Annotated in this window: 17 protein-coding genes; 4 read left to right on the top strand and 13 right to left on the bottom strand. The window is 67.1% G+C overall.

Annotation, left to right across the window (positions count from 1 at the left end):
• Positions 1-48 precede the first annotated feature (48 nt).
• The 3 genes from AB0M22_RS38970 to AB0M22_RS38960 all read right to left on the bottom strand — a co-directional run bounded on the left by AB0M22_RS38970 (position 49) and on the right by AB0M22_RS38960 (position 2,389).
• Entirely contained in the window at positions 49-501 is a 453-nt protein-coding gene (locus AB0M22_RS38970; RefSeq protein WP_150407601.1) for a universal stress protein, read from the bottom strand.
• A gap of 478 nt (positions 502-979) precedes the next feature.
• Positions 980-1,393: a DoxX family membrane protein gene (locus AB0M22_RS38965; RefSeq protein ID WP_364737633.1), complete on the bottom strand. Its 414-nt coding sequence runs from the start codon at positions 1,391-1,393 to the stop codon at positions 980-982.
• Positions 1,394-1,501: 108 nt separating this feature from the next.
• Entirely contained in the window at positions 1,502-2,389 is an 888-nt protein-coding gene (locus AB0M22_RS38960) for an AraC family transcriptional regulator (RefSeq protein ID WP_364737631.1), read from the bottom strand.
• A 73-nt stretch (positions 2,390-2,462) separates the two neighbouring features.
• On the opposite strand from AB0M22_RS38960, the gene AB0M22_RS38955 reads away from it, so the two are divergent.
• Positions 2,463-2,933 carry a VOC family protein gene (locus tag AB0M22_RS38955; protein WP_364737629.1) on the top strand — a complete coding sequence of 157 codons (471 nt, stop codon included), beginning with the start codon at positions 2,463-2,465 and terminating at the stop codon, positions 2,931-2,933.
• A gap of 20 nt (positions 2,934-2,953) precedes the next feature.
• Here AB0M22_RS38955 and uvrB read toward each other — a convergent pair whose 3' ends face one another.
• Complete coding sequence (gene uvrB / locus AB0M22_RS38950) at positions 2,954-5,146, bottom strand: excinuclease ABC subunit UvrB (protein ID WP_364737627.1); 2,193 nt, start codon at positions 5,144-5,146, stop codon at positions 2,954-2,956.
• Positions 5,147-5,486: 340 nt separating this feature from the next.
• On the opposite strand from uvrB, the gene AB0M22_RS38945 reads away from it, so the two are divergent.
• Together AB0M22_RS38945 and AB0M22_RS38940 are read left to right on the top strand one after the other, a co-directional pair.
• On the top strand, positions 5,487-6,131 hold the full coding sequence (locus AB0M22_RS38945; protein WP_364737625.1) for a DUF402 domain-containing protein: 645 nt from the start codon (positions 5,487-5,489) through the stop codon (positions 6,129-6,131).
• 47 nt (positions 6,132-6,178) lie between these two features.
• Entirely contained in the window at positions 6,179-6,703 is a 525-nt protein-coding gene (locus tag AB0M22_RS38940) for a DUF402 domain-containing protein (RefSeq protein ID WP_364737623.1), read from the top strand.
• 22 nt (positions 6,704-6,725) lie between these two features.
• On the opposite strand, the gene coaE is transcribed toward AB0M22_RS38940, so the two are convergent.
• A complete protein-coding gene (coaE, locus tag AB0M22_RS38935; protein ID WP_364737621.1) occupies positions 6,726-7,928 on the bottom strand; it encodes a dephospho-CoA kinase in 1,203 nt (400 codons plus the stop codon).
• A gap of 339 nt (positions 7,929-8,267) precedes the next feature.
• On the opposite strand from coaE, the gene AB0M22_RS38930 reads away from it, so the two are divergent.
• Positions 8,268-8,480, top strand: coding sequence for a hypothetical protein (locus AB0M22_RS38930; protein WP_364737896.1), 213 nt, complete (start codon positions 8,268-8,270; stop codon positions 8,478-8,480).
• A gap of 49 nt (positions 8,481-8,529) precedes the next feature.
• On the opposite strand, the gene AB0M22_RS38925 is transcribed toward AB0M22_RS38930, so the two are convergent.
• The 8 genes from AB0M22_RS38925 to AB0M22_RS38890 form a co-directional block, all read right to left on the bottom strand.
• A complete protein-coding gene (locus tag AB0M22_RS38925; RefSeq protein ID WP_364737619.1) occupies positions 8,530-10,074 on the bottom strand; it encodes an alkaline phosphatase family protein in 1,545 nt (514 codons plus the stop codon).
• A gap of 204 nt (positions 10,075-10,278) precedes the next feature.
• A complete protein-coding gene (locus AB0M22_RS38920; RefSeq protein ID WP_364737617.1) occupies positions 10,279-11,682 on the bottom strand; it encodes an MATE family efflux transporter in 1,404 nt (467 codons plus the stop codon).
• Positions 11,683-12,768, bottom strand: a complete 1,086-nt coding sequence (locus tag AB0M22_RS38915; protein ID WP_364737615.1) for a cysteine synthase family protein — start codon at positions 12,766-12,768, stop codon at positions 11,683-11,685.
• Positions 12,765-14,105, bottom strand: a complete 1,341-nt coding sequence (locus AB0M22_RS38910) for an alanine racemase (RefSeq protein WP_364737613.1) — start codon at positions 14,103-14,105, stop codon at positions 12,765-12,767. The genes AB0M22_RS38915 and AB0M22_RS38910 overlap by 4 nt, the downstream gene beginning before the upstream one ends.
• Positions 14,096-15,073, bottom strand: coding sequence for an ornithine cyclodeaminase (locus AB0M22_RS38905; protein ID WP_364737611.1), 978 nt, complete (start codon positions 15,071-15,073; stop codon positions 14,096-14,098). Before AB0M22_RS38905 ends, AB0M22_RS38910 begins: the two co-directional genes overlap by 10 nt.
• Positions 15,070-15,720 carry an ATP-binding cassette domain-containing protein gene (locus AB0M22_RS38900; RefSeq protein ID WP_364737609.1) on the bottom strand — a complete coding sequence of 217 codons (651 nt, stop codon included), beginning with the start codon at positions 15,718-15,720 and terminating at the stop codon, positions 15,070-15,072. The genes AB0M22_RS38905 and AB0M22_RS38900 overlap by 4 nt, the downstream gene beginning before the upstream one ends.
• Positions 15,717-16,553, bottom strand: coding sequence for an ABC transporter ATP-binding protein (locus tag AB0M22_RS38895; protein WP_364737607.1), 837 nt, complete (start codon positions 16,551-16,553; stop codon positions 15,717-15,719). The genes AB0M22_RS38900 and AB0M22_RS38895 overlap by 4 nt, the downstream gene beginning before the upstream one ends.
• Complete coding sequence (locus AB0M22_RS38890; protein ID WP_364737605.1) at positions 16,550-17,353, bottom strand: ABC transporter permease; 804 nt, start codon at positions 17,351-17,353, stop codon at positions 16,550-16,552. The genes AB0M22_RS38895 and AB0M22_RS38890 overlap by 4 nt, the downstream gene beginning before the upstream one ends.
• Positions 17,354-17,357 lie beyond the last annotated feature (4 nt).

The raw sequence follows: 17,357 nt of genomic DNA, 5'->3' as shown, positions 1-17,357 counted from the left end.
CGGCCGCAATCGTTTGCTTAGCGCCCCGCCTGAATGACGGGTGGTTGATCAGCGAACCGTGTGCACGATCAGGACGTCCGAGCGGGACTTGCGGGCGACGTCCGACGGGACGGAGCCGAGCAGGCGACCGGTCAGCGTGTTCAGGCCGCGGTTACCGACCACGAGCAGGTCGGCGTCGACATCCTTGAGCAGGGTGAGCAGCGACTCGACCGGCTCGCCGACCACGGCGCGCTCGACGATGTCCTTCGCGCCCGCGGCCACGGCCTTGTCCCGCGCGGTGCGCAGGATCTCGTTGGTGGGGGCGGACCCGCGCACCTGGTAGGCCTCGTCCTTGAGCACATCCGCGGCGGCGGCCACGTCGCGATCGTCGGTCGGGTAGTAAGCACACGCGATGACCAGGGTCGCGGCGGACACTCCAGCCAGCGCGGCGGCCTTCTCGACGGCGACGTACGACGAGTCCGAGCCATCAGTACCGACAACAATGGTCCGGTAGGCGGTCATTCTCTCCTCCAACTGTGTCAGGGTGCCTACGCCCGGGTGCACCACCAAGACGTGCCCCGGCGCAGCGACTTGGGTCGACCCTAGCGGCAAACAGACCGGAATTAACAGAAATCGCAGCACATCACATTGCCGGTGTCCTGGCATTGGCGCCACACGTTCGCCAGGAAATGCGGGAAGGGCATCGGCAAGCTGGGCAGACACAATTGTCCGGCCGGGAAACTGTGATCAAGCACAACCGCGCCGAACGTTCTTGTCCCCCTGGGATATTCGTCACACACCAGGGCGGATCGGACAGACATCAGCCCGCCTCGGCGCGTAAATCACGCACCGCGACGGGCCGCTGGAGCCTGGGACTACCGTGCCATTACGGCCACTGTTGGTAGTTCGCCCAGAATAAGCCCAGAATCGCTCCGATGATGTCCATGCCTTCCTCTCCCTGCAGTAAAAAGGACGCGCAATATTAGCGCGGCAAGCGGGGTCAGAGGTCGAAAAGCGGTCCGGTGATGGTCAATCCGAGGTCGTCGACATGGGCGAAGAAGGCGAACAGCATCAACGCGGCGCCGGCCAGCGCCAGATTCTTGTTGAAGTTGACCATTTCGCCCTGTTTGGCCTGCGGATCCGTTTCCTTCCAGAACTGGTGCATCAGCACCGCGGTCACCACCAGCAGCACGGCGAGCACCAGCGCACCGAGGTCGGCCCACACGCCGAGCAGCACGCTCAATCCGCCGAGACCGAACAGCGCGCCCGAGCCGAGCACGGACAGCTTCGCCATCGGCACGCCCTTGCTCGCCGCGTAGCCCGCCATCTGCTCGGTCTGCATGAAGTGCCCGACGCCGGAGCTCAGGAACAACACCGAGAACAACACCCGTCCGATCAACACCACGACATCCATGTCCAGCTCCTTTTTTGGCTGACAGTAGGTAGTGCAACATTCAACTAGGCAACCCGGGGGTTATCCCCCGGGCCGTGGTCGAATGGTCGAATACGGTCGGCTCCGCAACTACATCCTGGTCGGGATGACCTTCGCCGTGACCTCGTTGCGCGAGCGTAGCGAATTCTTGGCGTATTCCAGTGGAGCCATTCCGACTTCCGCGGTGAACTCGCGCGAGAAGTGCGCCTGATCGAAGTATCCCAGTTCCGCGGCCAGCGTGGCGAGATCTTCGGTACGACCGCGAGCGAGCAGTTCGGCGCCGTCTTGCAGGCGATAGCGGCGCAGCACCCATTTCGGGCCCGCGCCGACGTAGCGCCGGAACATCCGTTGCAGCGTGCGGGTCGGGATGCCGAATCGGTCGGTGATCTGGTCGACCCTGGTCAGCTCCTCATCCTGCGCCATCGCGTCGATGATGCGCAGCACCAGGCGGTAGGTCGGATCGTCGGCGGCGGGGCGGGCGATGAGGAAGTCCTCGAGGACGGCACGGCGCTGCTCGTCGGTGGCGACGGCGAGGACGCGCTCGGCCAGGCCGTCCGCGTCGGGCATGACGTCGGTCAGGGCGACCGAGGCGTCCCGGAACGAGCCGACGTCGAGTCCGGTGCACGCGCCGAAGCCGCCTGCGCGGAATCGAACGCCGAACACCTCGCCCTCGCCGCTGAGTTCCCGGATGAACCTGGTGGTGCACACGCCGTTGACGAAACCGCCTGTGCGCGTGGCGGATCGCTCGAAGGTGACGTTCACGCTCGGGTAGGACAGCACCTCGGCCTGATACGGCGGGCGGCCGCGCAGGTCCCAGCGCACCGACCAGTACCACTCGACGAACCGGTCGACGGGCGGGCCTGCGGGCAGCCGGGCCAGCGTGCGGTACTTGGCCTGCTCGTCCGGGTGCAGGATGCCGGTGGTGTCCGCGGGCGTCGCCGGGTTCCGGGGCAGTTCGGAATCAAGGCCGCCGGGCATCGTTTCGCTCCCGCCGGGCACCGTGTCGCTTTCTTACAAGACCGGCAACACCCGCCCGACCAGGATTGATGACATGACGAACACCGTGAACCCCATTGCCGAGGGCTACCACTCCATCACCTGTTTCCTCGCGGTCGGCGACGGCAACAAGGCCATCGACTTCTACTCCGCCGTCTTCGGCGCCGAGGTGATCACCCGCAACGATCTGCCGGACGGGCAGCCCGCGCACGCCGAGCTGAAGATCGGCGACTCTACCTTGCAGCTGGGCATGCCCATCCCGGACAACAACGTGCTCGCCCCGAACGGCGAGTGGGTGCACACCTCGATCGTGCACTACTGCCCCGACGTCGACGCGGTGATCAAGCGGGCCGTCGACAACGGCGCCCGCAGTGCCGAAGAGCCGCAGACCTTCGTCACCGGAGACCGGTTCGGCGTGGTGATCGACCCGTTCGGGCATCGCTGGGCGGTCATCACCAAGGTCGAGGACGTCTCCGTGGAAGAGGCGAAGCGCCGCGTCGACGAGTGGCTGGCCACCCAGAGCTGACCCGCGAAGGACGCTGCCGGTCAACTCAATCCGGCGGCGTCCATGCCGCGCAGTTCCTTCTTGAGATCGGCGATCTCATCGCGCAAGCGGCCGGCGAGCTCGAACTGGAGCTCGCGGGCCGCGTTCATCATCTGCGCGGTGAGCTCCTTGACCAGGTCCGCGAGTTCGGCCCGCGGCATCGACTTGATGTCGCGGCCCTCGTAGACGCCGGCGCTGACCGCGCGCCCGGGTTCGCCCTGGGCGCGGCGGCCGCGGCTGGCGTTGCGGCCGGAACCGCCGACCGCGACCTCGGTGTCGTCGGCCTCCAGATACACCTGGTCGAGGATGTCGGCGATCTTCTTGCGCAACGGTTGCGGGTCGATACCCCGCTCCGTGTTGTAGGCGACCTGCTTGGCCCGGCGGCGATCGGTCTCGTCGATCGCGTGCCGCATCGAGTCGGTGATCTTGTCCGCGTACATGTGCACCTCGCCGGACACGTTGCGCGCCGCGCGGCCGATGGTCTGGATCAGGCTGGTGCTGCTGCGCAGGAAGCCTTCCTTGTCCGCGTCGAGGATCGCGACCAGCGACACCTCGGGCAGGTCGAGACCCTCACGCAGCAGGTTGATGCCGACCAGCACGTCGTACTCGCCGAGGCGCAGTTGCCGCAGCAGTTCGACGCGGCGCAGCGTGTCGATCTCCGAGTGCAGGTAACGCACCCGCACACCGAGTCCGAGCAGATAGTCGGTGAGATCCTCGGCCATCTTCTTGGTCAGCGTGGTGACCAGCACCCGCTCGTCCTTCTCGGTGCGCTGCCGGATCTCGTGCACCAGATCGTCGATCTGGCCCTTGGTCGGCTTCACCACGACCTGCGGGTCGACCAGGCCGGTCGGGCGGATGACCTGCTCGACCACCTCGCCGCCGACCTGGCCCAGTTCGTACGGACCGGGGGTGGCCGACAGATAGACCGCCTGGCCGATCCGCTCGGCGAACTCTTCCCAGGTGAGCGGCCGGTTGTCCACCGCGGACGGCAGCCGGAAGCCGAACTCGACCAGGTTGCGCTTGCGCGACATGTCGCCCTCGTACATGCCGCCGATCTGCGGCACGGTCACGTGCGACTCGTCGATGACGAGCAGGAAGTCGTCGGGGAAGTAGTCGAGCAGCGTCGCGGGCGCCGACCCGGCCGGGCGGCCGTCGATGTGCCGCGAGTAGTTCTCGATGCCGGAGCAGAACCCGACCTGCCGGATCATCTCCAGGTCGTACTGGGTGCGCATGCGCAGCCGCTGGGCCTCGAGCAGCTTGCCCTGGCGTTCCAGCTCGGCCAGCCGCTGCTCCAGCTCGGACTCGATGTCGCGCACCGCGCGTTCCATCCGTTCCGGACCGGCCACGTAGTGGGTGGCCGGGAAGATGCGCAGCATGTCGACCTGACGGACCACATCGCCGGTCAACGGGTGCAGGTAATACAGCGCCTCGATCTCGTCACCGAAGAACTCGATGCGGACCGCGAGCTCCTCGTAGGAGGGGATGATCTCCACGGTGTCGCCGCGCACCCGGAACGAGCCGCGGGTGAACGCCATGTCGTTGCGGGTGTACTGCACGTCGACCAGCAGCCGCAGCAGCGCGTCACGGTCGACCTCGGTGCCGACCTCGAGCTGCACCGACCGGTCGAGGTAGGACTGCGGGGTGCCGAGACCGTAGATGCACGACACCGACGCGACCACCACCACGTCGCGCCGGGACAGCAGGCTGGACGTGGCCGAGTGCCGCAGCCGCTCGACGTCGTCGTTGACCGAGCTGTCCTTCTCGATATAGGTATCGGTCTGCGCGATGTACGCCTCGGGTTGGTAGTAGTCGTAGTACGAGACGAAGTACTCGACGGCGTTGTTCGGCAGCATCTCGCGCAGCTCGTTGGCCAGCTGCGCGGCCAGGGTCTTGTTCGGGGCCATCACCAGCGTCGGGCGTTGCAGCCGTTCGATCAGCCAGGCGGTGGTCGCCGACTTGCCGGTGCCGGTGGCGCCGAGCAGCACGACGTCGCGCTCCCCCGCCTTGATCCGGCGTTCCAGCTCCTCGATCGCGGCCGGCTGGTCACCGGCGGGCACGTGCTCGCTGACCACCTCGAAGCGCGCTTCACTGCGCTCGATCTCGCCGACGGGCCGGTGCTCGGAGTGGGCGAGCGGGGTCTCGGTCGAGATCCTCTCCGCGTAGCCTTCCGTCGGAATCTCGGTTGCGAATGCCATGTTCACCAGCCTAAGCCCAGCCACCGACAAGTTTCTCCGGTCGCGTGGCGGTGGTCACCACACTCCCCGGTCGAGGGGATAATCCGCCGATGTCGTCCATCGGGATCCCGATGTTTGAACCGCGCGCGACCGCGCGACATTCCCGGAACATAATCCGCGCTTTACCGGATCAATACCGTTTCACTCCCAGACGTCGTTACGTGTCCGAAATGTCCCTTGCGGCAACACATTTCGTATCCAAAAACATATCGCGTCATTCCGCCCAACGGCCAATACCCGGGTGTACTCTGACTTGGTTGTTCGGACAACAAGTTCGGATGTGGCGAAGGACTAAAGAGCCATGAGAGGTCTGATTCCATTGCTCAATACCGTGCCGACCACCGGCTTCGCAGGAACCATCGCCCGACACCTCCGCGCCGCGGTGCCGGGCCTGAATCACAACGCCGCCGCCCCGCCGAACACCGCCTTACCGCCCGGTCACCCGCCGCATCGGCCGCACGTCGAGTACTTCAATCTCGCGGAGCTCACCAGCACCGACTGCAAGGGCTTCGTCCGCCAGGTCGAGCGCTACCACCACGAACCGTGGGGCGTGTACATGGCGCGCATCGTCCCGGTGCCGCACCATCACTACCTGGAGTCCTGGCTGCTGCCCGAGCTCTCGCTGCGGGTCACCTGTGCCCGGCGCAACCCCGCGCACCACGTCGACCACGACTTCCACCTCGACATCGGCGAGTTCACCCAGGTCGCGCCGAAACGCTGGAAGGCCGTGGACCACTACCTCGACATCGAGGTGCACCGCGGTCACCGCGTCGAACTGCTCGGCGTCGACGACCTGCTGGCCGCCCACGCGGCCGGACTGGTGGACACCGCGCAGGCGCACCGGGCCTTCGAGTGCGCGACCGCCGCCCTGGACGGACTCGCCGCCAACGACCACTGCGTCGAGGACTGGCTGGCCACCCAGGGCATCACGCTCACCTGGATGTAACCGTCAGGCCACTCGACTGCGGCGGCGCGGCGGTAGATTCTGAATGCATGACCCAGGCATCCTCCGTTGACGTGCATCGACCCAAGGTCGAGTACTTCGATCTCGCGGACCTGACGAATACGGATCCGAAGGGATTCGTGCGGCCGGTCGAGCAGTACCACGTCGAACCGTGGGGCCTGTACATGGCGCGTACCTCCGACCATGAACAGTTCCACTACATCGAATCGTGGCTACTGCCCGACCTGGCGCTGCGGGCCACCGTCTTCCACTACCACCCCGAACACCAGCGGGATCAGGACTTCTACCTCGACCTCGGCGAGTTCGGTCAGGTGACGCCCGAACGGTGGAAGTCGGTGGACCACTACCTCGACATCATCGTGCGCTCCGGGCGCGGCACCGAACTGCTCGACGTCGACGAGCTGCTCGCCGCGCTCACCGCCGGGCTGCTCACCGCCGCCCAGGCGCAGGCGGCCATCGAGACCGCCACCGGCGCGATCGACGGCATCGCCGCGCACGACTACAGCCTCGGGCACTGGCTCGAGTCGCTCGGCGTCACGCTCACCTGGCGGTAAGTGCCGCAAAGCCGTTGCGCCGCTAGCGATCCCGCCAGGCGAGCAGGCGCGGGTAGGCGGCGGCGAACCACGGTTCCTTGACGTCGATGTAGGCGGTCATCGCCGCCGGACCGACCAGCCCGGCCGCCTTCGCCTCCGCCGCGCGCTTCACCTCGAGATATTCGGCGCGCGCCCCGGCATCGGCGCGCAGCCAGTCCCGGAACAGCAGCGCGTACTCCTGCCCCGGCGAACCGGCCACGCGCACATGGATATTCGCGAGTCGGCCGGGGTCGGCGTTCTGGTGGTAGCGCTTGGTCCACAACGACACGTCGGTGCCCGCCGGATCCTGCGGCGTCGGCCGCGGGCAGTCCTCGGTGACCTCGGGGCGAACCGGAAAACCCGCCGCGCCCAACGCATCTCGCAATCCGTCCGCGACCGCGAGGTCGGCGACGGTGATCTGGAGATCGATCACGTCCTTGGCCGGCAGATCCGGCACCGACGTCGACCCGATGTGATCGATCCGCGACGCGGACGCACCGCACGCCACCCACAGCCGGGCGATGAGCCGCTGCGCCTGCGCCGGCCATTCCGGGTTCGCGGGCACGACGCGTATTTCCTTGCGACGCGCGGGAGTTCCGGTGCGCAGGTTCTGTTCGAACGGCACCAGCCGCTCCTGCCACAATTGCCGCACCGCGCCGTCGACCGCGTCCGGCGCCCCGCGATTGTCGAGCAATACGTCGGCGACGGCCCGGCGCTGTTCGTCGGTCGCCTGCGCGGCAATCCGCGCCCGCGCATCCGCCTCGGCGACGCCACGGAATTCGACCAGGCGGTGCAACCGAGTTTCCGCGTCGACATCGACCACGACGACCAGATTCATCAATGGCGCCAGACCATTTTCGACCAGCAGCGGAATATCTTGCACCACAATGGCGTCGCCGGGCGCCGCGGAAATGAGTTCGGTGGTGCGCTTTCCGACCAGCGGATGGGTAATCGAATTCAGGGTCGCGCGCGATTCGTCGTCGGCGAACGCTTTGGCCGCCAGAGCCGGCCGGTCCAAGCTCCCGTCGGCCGCCAGGATCTCCGGGCCGAACGCCCCGACGAGCGCAGCGAGGCCTTCGGTACCTGGCGCGACGACCTCCCTGGCGATCACGTCGGAATCGATGATGACCGCGCCGAGGTCGGCGAGAATCCGCGCCACCGTCGACTTGCCCGCTCCCATGCCTCCGGTGAGGCCGATCCGCAACATTCGACCAGTCTCGCATCCCGCTGCCGATGGCGAACTCGCCACCCATACGCCCGCGCCGCTGCGCGGCAGTGCCGCCGACACCGACGTTCGACTACGGCGACACAATCAACCCGATTACCCATCCGGGCCGCGCTTTCCACCTCCCACCGCCGCAATTGCCCGATCCGTGACGAGGCCGAGACCGATTCGCAACAATTCCGGCCGGACCGGGTACAGCGGCGACAACTTTCCGACACGCCGAGGCAATTACTTGCGCAAAATACTCTGCGCGGCACTTTCGTTCGGCTAATCTTCGCCCTGGCGATCGAGGCGCCAGCACCAGCAAGCAAAGGAACACCATTGGGCACCAGAACTAACCAGACGGCTCGCCACCGCCTGGGCATGGCGGGCGGCGTGCACTGCATCCACATCCCCGCCGTCGCGGCAGCATTGGCCGAACACCGCCGTACCTGGTTCACCGCGTTGATCAGCCCGGCCCGACACAGCTTCGCGGCGATGCGAAAACGCTCCGTCGTCCCGTCGGTCCGGTGGGTGCCCGCCACCGCAAGCTGACCTCATCCGTTCGAGAAGTGGCCCAGCCCCCGCCAGGGCTGGGCCACTCTCATGCCCGAACCAACCCGCTCGGCTTGCGCCGGCTTCCGGGTTGCTGTGTCGGCATCGAATTCGGCGGCACCGGATAGGGAATCCCGGTCGTCGCCGTACCCAACGCGATATTCGGGCCGCATTGGGCGACCGCGGCATCCATTTTCGGTTTCGGATCCGGCAGCACCGGTTTCGCGATATTCGGGGCCGTGCCGAAATCGAACGTGGAGGTCATATCGCCGGTGACCCCGCGTCGCCACGCGGTCACGTTCGGCACCTCCACGCCGAACCTGGTTTCCAGCAGTCGCAGCTGTGAGGTGTGGTCGAAGGTCTCCGAGGCGACCAGCCCGCCTCGGGTGTAGGGCGAAATCACCAGCGCGGGAACGCGATAGCCCAAACCTATCGGACCGGCGATGCCCTTCGCGGCGGACACGCGGTCCAGCGGCACGGTGAGGAACTCGCCCGGGGTGCCCGGCGGCGGTGTGGGCGGGGTGACGTGGTCGAAGAAGCCGCCGTTCTCGTCGTAGCTGATGATCAGCGCGGTCTTCTCCCACACCTTCGGGTTCGAGGTGAGGATGTCGAGCAGCTGCACGATCCCGTACGCGCCGAAAGCCGCTGGCAGCGCGGGATGTTCGCAGTTCAGCAGCGACGGGATCACCCAGGAGACGGCGGGCAGCGTGTCGTTGGCGACATCGGCCTGAAAGTCGTTGGGGTACACCGGGGCCAGGCCGCGGCGCGCCAATTCCGAGTTGGGGTCGGCGGATTGGGTGAAGCAGCCGAGCATGCCGTCGAGGATCACCGAGGACAGCGGGCCGACGTCGCGGTTGTTGTAGACCTTCCAGCTCACCCCGGCCTCGGACAGGTTCTCCGGGTAGGTGCGCCAGCTGTAGACGTGCTGCGGGATCATCGCCGGGGTCTCCACCAGCGGACCGCCGGCCAGCCCGTCCGGGTCGATGGTGCCGCTGATCCAGTACAGCCGGTTCGGGTCGGTGGGGCCGAGCACCGAGCAGTGATAGTTGTCGCAGAGGGTGAAGGCGTCGGCGAGCGCGGTGTGGATCGGAATGTCTTCGGGCAGGTAGTAACCCATCGCCGCGGCCGCGTTCGCCGGGCCGACGCCGGCGACCGACATCGGCATCCACTGGTCGTTGCGACCGCCGTTCCAGGCATGGTGCATGCCGGCCCAGGAATGGTCCGGGTCGTTGATGCATTCGCCGTCCAGGCTGGCGCCGCGGGTGGTGTCGAGCCGGAACGGGTTCACGAAGCCGTCCGGGCCGGGACCGGCGCCCGGCGTCCAGCCGTACTGCTGCCAGGCCGGTGACGCCTCGTCGAAGCCGCGCACGCCGGACAGGGTGCCGAAGTAGTGGTCGAACGAGCGGTTCTCCTGCATCAGCAGGACGAAGTGCTCGATATCGCCCAGTCCGCCCATGCCCGCGGGGTCGGCGGCATAGGCCCGCTCGATGATCGGGTTGGCCCACGAGGCCAACGCTCCCACCGCACCGGCCGCTGCCGCCTTCGCTAGGAATTGTCTGCGATTGAGTCCGCTGAACGGCCCCGCTGCGCACATGTCTTCGGCCGACCTTTCCGCCTGGGCTGTTAAGCAGAGTTTCGCGATCCGCGCCGACCATACCCGACGTGCTGCGACGCCGCAGAGAAAGATCGTTTAGCCGAGTCGGGAAGTGAGCAGAACCACGATGTGGGCGGCGATTCCTGAATAGTTGCTAGTCGAAATGTCGCGCCGTTCTGAGTGTTTCACCCCTTTTGCCCGCTTTCACCGAATCGATGACACGGATTCCCGCGTGGGCGTGACGATGTCGGCGACGCCGCGCTGAAACCTGCGCCACACCAGGAACGCCGTGGCGCCGAAGCCCAGGCACAGGCCGAGCCAGATACCCGGTGCGCGCCAACCGAGTCCGAACCCGAACCCGGCCATCGCGGGCACGCCGATCGCGAAATAGCCGATCAGCGTGCTCTGCATCCCCGCCTTGGTATTCCCGATGCCGCGCAGCAGCCCGATGGACAGGTTCTGCGAGCCCTTGCAGTACTGCTGAATGATCGCGAACCACAACAACGTCGAGGCCGCGGCGATGACGGCGGTGTCGTCGTGATGCGAGCCGAGGAACGGCGCGAGCACCGCACCGGGGAACAGCACATAGCCGAGGCCGACCACGGTCATGAAGGCGAACCCGAGGGTGAAGGTGCGGCGGGCGATGCCCGCCACTGCCTTTCGATCGTCCTGGCCGATGGTGCGGCTGACCAGGATCGAAGAGCCTTGGGAGAGACCGATATTGACCTGGTAGACGATGTAGGCCAGCTGGTTGACGATGTTGCTCGCGGCCAGCGCGACCGGGCCGAAGCTGCCCATCAGGACCGCGGCGATGGAGGTGATCGCCGCTTCGGCGCCGTAGGTCAGCGAGATCGGGGTGCCCATCCGGATGATTCGGGTGACCGTCGCCCGGTCGGCCCGCCAGGCCCGCAGCGACAGCAGGTCGCCGAGCAGCGGGTCGCGTTTGACGGTGCGCAGGTAGAGGCCGAAGGTCCAGAGCTGAACGAGCGTGGTGGACAAGCCGATTCCGGCCAGGCCGAGCTTCGGCACGCCGAGCCAGCCGAAGATGAACAGCGCGTTGAGCAGTGCGTTGACCCCGATCGAGAGCAGCGTCACGCGCAGCAGGGAGCCGGCCCGGCGCAGGCCGACGGCGAACTGCCGCAACACGTTCAGCCACAGCATGGGGATCAGGCCGGGTGCGAGGGTCCACATGATCGGGCGGGCCAACCGGAGTACCTCGGGGTCCTGGCCGAGCCAGCGCAACGCGTAACCGAGCGTGATCAAGATGAGCGCGCCTGCCATCGCGGTCACCGTGGCCACGAGCGCGGCGGCGCGGACCAGCCCGCGGATCTCGGCGCGCGCCTGGTCGTCGATATCGGCACGGCCGGTGCGCTTTTCGCTGCTCCCCACCGCCTGGGCGATCATGTTCCCGACGCCGGTGATCATGCCGACGCACATGGTGCGCAGCTGGTTGTAGAGCAGCAGCGCGAGGCCGCCCGCCGCGACCGCGGCGATGCCGAGCAGGCCCATCATGGCCAGGTCGACGGTGGTCAATGCCACCTGTGCGAGCTGGATGCCGGCGATCGGGGCGGCCAGCGCGATGATGGCCCGGTACTGTCGCACGTCCATCTACGCTCCCGCCCGCTCGACGGTGTACGCGGCCAGCCGCACCGATTCGTCGTAGGCCCGGCACAGTCGCATGATTCGCTGTTGCGCGGCTTCGTCATAGAGGCCGCGTTCGCGCAGCCAGTCGTCGTCGTACACGGTGTCGAGGTACTTCTCCCCCGCGTCGCACACCAGCACGACGACCGTGCTGCCCGCGGGCACGTGCACGAGGCGGCGCAGCGCCACCTGGATTGCGGCGCCGCCGGTTCCGCCGACCAGGATGCCGGTGCGGCGGGCGACCACCCGGGCGGTGGCGAACGCGTCGATGTCGCGGACTCGGCAGTCCTCGTCGATGGCGTCGTATTTCACGTTGCCGCCCACCGGGAATCCGGCCGGGCTGCCCGCGCCGGTCTGCCAGTAGCTGCCGCCGGCGCCGCCGAAGATGATGGAGCCGGTGGGTTCGACGCCGAGCGCGTAGACGCGGGAGCCGAGTCGGCGGAGTTCTTCGACTGTGCCGCAGAGGGATCCGCCGGTGCCGACCGCGCCGACCAGGTAGTCGACGTCGGTGTTGAGATCGGAGAGCAACTCTGCGGCCAGATCGTGGTAGCCCGCGTTGTTGTGCGGGTTGTTGTGCTGGTCCGGGCGGTAAGCGCCGGTGCGGGCCGCGATTTCGGCAGCGATGCGTCGGCGTTCCACGGTGCTCGGCCCGCCGGTCGTTCCGCTGTGGACCGAAACCAGCTGAGCGCCCATTGCTTTCATGGCGCGCAGCTTGTCCTTGGCGGCGTGGTCGTCGACGACGGCGGTGAAGGTGTAGCCGCGTTCGAGGGCCATCAGGGCCAATCCGGTGCCGGTATTGCCGGAGGTCGGTTCGACGATGTGCCCGCCGGGGCGCAGTTCGCCGCTGCGTTCGGCTTGCAGCACCATCTCCCTGGCCATCCGGACCTTCGCGGAGCCGGTGGGGTTGAACTGCTCCAGCTTGAGCAGCAGGCGGGTGCCGGTGCCGGTGCGGATGAGTTCGAGCAGCGGGGTGGAACCGATCAGCTCCGAGGCCGAGCGAACGACGTTTTCGCGGAGCCGCGGAAGTTGGGTGGGCAACGTCTGCGCGGTCATGTGTCCAAGCGCCACCGGAACCGGCCTTCCTCGTGGGTGATGACTACCTTCGGCGGTAGTGGGAGTTGGTGGAATTCGCTCTCGTTCTTGTCCATCTGGTACCCGGCGGTGTTCGGATACAGCAGCAGGTCGCCGTGCACCGGGCGTTGCGGCAGTGGGATTTTGCGCCAGGTGAGGACGTCGTACTCCATGCAGCTGGCGCCGCCGACGCAGGTGGCGATCGGCGCTGCCGCAGGATTCGGGTTGCGGGGCACCAGGATCGGGTCCGGCAGGAACTCGCTGCCCTTCCACTGCTCGGAGACACTCATGCTGAGCCCGTGCACGGTGGTGATGCCGTAGTCGGTGTTCTGCTTATAGCCGAGGACCGGGAATACGGTGAAGCCCGCGTCGATGAGCAGTGCGCGGCCGGGTTCGATGAACAGCTGGATATTGTTGTCACGCAGATGATTCGCGAGTGTCTTTTGATCGACGATGGTCGTGAGGATGGCGTCGAGCATGTCCGCGCCGGTCGGGCCTTGCGCGTACGGATAGAACTTCTCGAACTGCTTTCCTGCGTGGAACCACTCGCCGTTCTGGTGCGCGAGGAAGTCGTTCCAGTCATCGTCTCGGAGATAGCGGCAGGCGAAGCCGCCGCCTATCGAGATCGTGGTGAGCGGCAATCCTTGCGCTTTCGTCTTGGCGCACAACTGGATCAGGTCGTAGGCGAGTTCCGCTCGAGGTGCGACCGCATAGCCGTCCAGGTGGAACGAGAACCCGATCAGTTCGACCTGCGGCCGCATTCGTGCGCACACCTCGATCGCGGTGTCGAGATCCGTTGCCGAGAACCCGAATCGACTGTGCGGGGCATTCGGCGACAACCGCCGCAGCAGAATCCGCACCGGGCCCGCGCTGCGGGAGATCTCGGCGACCCGCGCCAATTCGTCGAGGGCGTCGATGGCGATCACGCAGTCGTGCCTGGCGGCAAGTCGGAGCAGCGCATCGGTTTTGGCCGCGCCGGTCACCCCGATATCGCGACCACGGATGCCGTTCGCCAAGGCGTGCACGAGTTCGGGCTCGCTCGCGACGTCCACGGCACCGTCGAGGTCGGCGATCACCGGCAGCCAGCAACCCGCCTTGTTCGCTTTCTTGCCGTAGTAGACCTGACCTGCGACCCCATGCCCGGCAATTGTTTTCTGGAAGGAACGGAGGTTCTCGGCGAACTGTTCCGGATAGACGACGTGGAATGGTCCGCCGACGGCATGGTGGATGTCGAAGAGCAGCTGCCGGTCCGCGCGCACCCGCCGCTGCCATTCCTGTTCCAGCGCGGGTAGTTCGATCAGTGCGGTGTTCAGGTCCACAGTTCCACCCGCTGTCCGCGTCCCGCCGCGACCGCGCGGGTCGCCAGCGCATGGGCGACCGGAATATCGGTGATGATCATGCCGCTGGCGAACGCGAACACCCGATCGGTGGCGTTGGATCGCCCGGCGGCCTGGCCTGCCACGATGTCCGGCAGTTCGGCATCGATCACCGGCTGACCATCCGGTCCGGCCAGCCGAGTACCGGTGACGCCGAGTTGTCCTGCGCTGGTGGCGATCGCGTAATCGGCCGCGCGCAGGGCTCCGCTCTCGACGCCCTTGCTGGCTACCGAGATCAGCAGACCACCCGGCTGAAGCCATTCGGTCTGCACCTTCGGATGCGCGGCCCGGCCGGAGGCCACGACGACGATGTCGGACTCGGCGACCGCGGCCGGCACATCGTCGACCATTTCGATATCCCGGTCCGGAAACCAGCGGTGCAGCGCGGCAATGCTTTCCGCGATGCCCTCCGGGTGGGTGCCGAACAGCCTCAGCCGCTCGAGCTGCGGTAGCGCGGTGAGCAAGTACGGCAACGTGTTTCGACCTTGGATACCGGTGCCGAGCATGAGCGCGCTCCGAGCGCCTTCGCGGGCACAGTGTTTCGCGATGATGGCGGTGGTGGCCGGCGTGCGCGCGGCGCCGACGCGCTGACAATCCATGAACGCGAACGGCAATCCGGTGGTGTCGTCGTAGAGGCTGATCGTCGTGTAGTACTTGTCCGCGCTCGCGCTGCCCTGGCGGTAGGAGGTCTTGAAACCGAGGTGCTCGAGCGAACTGTCGTAGCCGAGCATCGAATACGACACCGCGTCGCGCTCGGGCTTCGGGATCGGCAGCATCAGCTTCACCGGGCAGCGGGATTCGCCGCGCGCGAACGCCAGGTAGCCGTCCTCGACCAGATCGATCACCTCGGCGGGCGGCAGGTCGATATCGGCCAGATCGGTGCGGGTGAGGATATGCAGTGCGTTACTCATAGAACTCCGATGTCGTTGGGCGAATCGCGAGCAGGGTTATCGCCCAGGTGCACGATCCGATCGGTGCACACGGCGAGCAGGGACAGGTCGTGACTGATGAACAGCACGCCGACGCCGGTGGCGGCGAGGCCGGTCACGGTGCGGGCGACGGTGGCCGTGGTGGCCGGGTCGAGCATCGAGGTCATCTCGTCACAGAGCAGGTAGTCGGGCTTGGAGGCGAGGACGCGGGCGACCGCCGCTCGTTGCAATTGGCCCTCGGAGACCTGCGCGGGATAGCGATCGAGCAGATCCGTTGTCATGCCGACGGATCCGACGACGGTGTCCCAATCCACCGGTCCGCGAGCTAGTTCGGCGATGGATTGGCGCAGCTTCAGCCGCGGATCACAGGAGCGGCGTGGTGACTGGAACAGCATCGCGATCCGGCCGGTGCGGCGCCGGGGCAGTGGGGCGCCGTCGACGGTGACGCGGCCGCGGTCCGGCCTGCGCAGCCCCGAGAGGACATGGGCGAGGGTGGTTTTGCCGGTGCCCGACGGCCCCGCCAGCCCGACCACCTCGCCGTGACCGATCTCGATGGATACGTCGGTGAGGACTCGACGTCCACCGAGCAGGACCGAAATATTTTGTGCGGCAAGTGATCGTTGGGTCATGGTGGGCCATATCGGTAGTCGGCGGGCAGATTCACCAGTTCCGGAGTGCTGAACGGCAGTGGGGACAACCCGTTCTCCGGCAGCGCGGCGAGCAGGTCTTTCGTGTACCGCTCCGCCGGGTCGTCGAGAACCGTTCCGGCGCTGCCGGACTCGACGATGCGGGATGCGTGCATCACCGAGATGTCGGTGCATATCCCGGACTTGCGCAACGCGGTGAGATCATGTGTGACCAGCAGGACGCTGCCGCCGTCCGCGGCGAAGTCGCCGAGCAACCGCAGGATCGCCGCCGCCCGCTCGGCGTCGAGCGCCGAGGTCGGTTCGTCGGCGATGAGGAACGCCGGATCCCCCGCCAAGGCGAAGGCCATCGCCGCGCGCTGCGCCATGCCGCCGGAGAGTTCGTGTGGATACTGCTGCAACGCAGTAGCTTCCAACCCGACCCGGGTGACGAGTTCGACCGGATCGTGCGCGGTGCCGAGATAGCGGATCGTCTCGGCCAGCTGCGGCCCGATCCGCCGGACCGGCGTGAAGTAGGTCATCGCCGACGGCGGCACCCAGGCCACGGTGCGCCCGCGCGACGCCCAGATCTCCCGGGTGGTCAGCGTCCGATCGTTCAGCTCCAGCGATACCTCGCCGGTCATCCGCGCCCGCTTCGGCAGCAATCCGGTGACCGTCGCGGCCAACATCGACTTGCCGGAACCGGATTCACCGATCAACCCGTGCACCGTCCCCCGCCGCACCACCAGATCCGCTTCCGTCACGGCATGCACCGAACGACCGGGGGCCAGCGGAATACGCACGGTGACCTGCCGGAGGGTGAGTTCTGCCGCGCTCATGCGGCCACCTCCTGAAGCACTTGCACCTTCTGCTGCCAATGCCTGCCGAGTAGCGACACCGCGAGCGTGACGAGCACCAGCACACCGGCCGGGAAGACCAGCAACCACCAGTCGCCCAACAGGATCGAGGCCTGTGCGTCGGACAGCAGCGTGCCCAGCGACGCGCGATGCGGCGGCAACCCGACCCCGAGGAACGACAACGTCGACTCGTGCCAGATGGCATGCGGGATCAGCAACACCACCCCGATCAGCGCCTGCCCCATCGCCACCGGAACGAAGTGCCGCCGAATGATCCGCCACCGCGGCAGCCCACGCAGCTGAGCCGCCTGCACGAACTCGGCATGCCGCAGCGCGAGCACCTCGCTGCGCACCACGCGAGCGATCGAGGTCCAGTGCGTGAGGACCAGCGAAATCACAATGGCGAGCACCGATCCCCGATACATGGCCACGATCAGCAACGTGAGCAGCAGGCTCGGCAGCGAGTTCACCGCATCGACCAGCCGCATCGCGATCCGGTCCCACCAGCCGCCGAACGCCCCCGCGCTCACCCCGATCAGCACCCCGAGGACCGCCGAGCAGAGCGCCGTGGTCGCCGCGATGAGCAGAGAGATCCGCATGCCCTGCGCCACCCGGACGAACACGTCGCGCCCGGCATTGTCGGTGCCGAACGGGAATTCGAGGCTCGGCGGCCGCCTGCTGATCGAGAAGTCCACCAGCACGTCGTCCACCGGCCGCAGCAACGGCGTCAACGTGGCGTAGAGCACCGCGAGCACCAACACCCCGACCGCCAACACGAGCATCGGC

The organism is Nocardia sp. NPDC051756, from assembly GCF_040681495.1.
Lineage (GTDB): Bacteria > Actinomycetota > Actinomycetes > Mycobacteriales > Mycobacteriaceae > Nocardia.
Note: the sequence above shows the minus strand (reverse complement) of the source record. Positions and strands in the feature narration are given on the sequence as shown.

Excerpts from the sequence above, each read along its gene's own strand:
- AB0M22_RS38920 (WP_364737617.1), bottom strand. The coding sequence starts at position 11,682 with ATGGACGTGCGACAGTACCGGGCCATCATCGCGCTGGCCGCCCCGATC.
- AB0M22_RS38915 (WP_364737615.1), bottom strand. The coding sequence starts at position 12,768 with ATGACCGCGCAGACGTTGCCCACCCAACTTCCGCGGCTCCGCGAAAAC.
- AB0M22_RS38895 (WP_364737607.1), bottom strand. The coding sequence starts at position 16,553 with ATGAGCGCGGCAGAACTCACCCTCCGGCAGGTCACCGTGCGTATTCCG.
- AB0M22_RS38940 (WP_364737623.1), top strand. The coding sequence starts at position 6,179 with ATGACCCAGGCATCCTCCGTTGACGTGCATCGACCCAAGGTCGAGTAC.
- uvrB (WP_364737627.1), bottom strand. The coding sequence starts at position 5,146 with ATGGCATTCGCAACCGAGATTCCGACGGAAGGCTACGCGGAGAGGATC.
- AB0M22_RS38955 (WP_364737629.1), top strand. The coding sequence starts at position 2,463 with ATGACGAACACCGTGAACCCCATTGCCGAGGGCTACCACTCCATCACC.
- AB0M22_RS38900 (WP_364737609.1), bottom strand. The coding sequence starts at position 15,720 with ATGACCCAACGATCACTTGCCGCACAAAATATTTCGGTCCTGCTCGGT.
- AB0M22_RS38945 (WP_364737625.1), top strand. The coding sequence starts at position 5,487 with ATGAGAGGTCTGATTCCATTGCTCAATACCGTGCCGACCACCGGCTTC.
- AB0M22_RS38970 (WP_150407601.1), bottom strand. The coding sequence starts at position 501 with ATGACCGCCTACCGGACCATTGTTGTCGGTACTGATGGCTCGGACTCG.
- AB0M22_RS38965 (WP_364737633.1), bottom strand. The coding sequence starts at position 1,393 with ATGGATGTCGTGGTGTTGATCGGACGGGTGTTGTTCTCGGTGTTGTTC.
- AB0M22_RS38905 (WP_364737611.1), bottom strand. The coding sequence starts at position 15,073 with ATGAGTAACGCACTGCATATCCTCACCCGCACCGATCTGGCCGATATC.
- AB0M22_RS38925 (WP_364737619.1), bottom strand. The coding sequence starts at position 10,074 with ATGTGCGCAGCGGGGCCGTTCAGCGGACTCAATCGCAGACAATTCCTA.
- AB0M22_RS38890 (WP_364737605.1), bottom strand. The coding sequence starts at position 17,353 with ATGCTCGTGTTGGCGGTCGGGGTGTTGGTGCTCGCGGTGCTCTACGCC.
- AB0M22_RS38960 (WP_364737631.1), bottom strand. The coding sequence starts at position 2,389 with ATGCCCGGCGGCCTTGATTCCGAACTGCCCCGGAACCCGGCGACGCCC.
- coaE (WP_364737621.1), bottom strand. The coding sequence starts at position 7,928 with ATGTTGCGGATCGGCCTCACCGGAGGCATGGGAGCGGGCAAGTCGACG.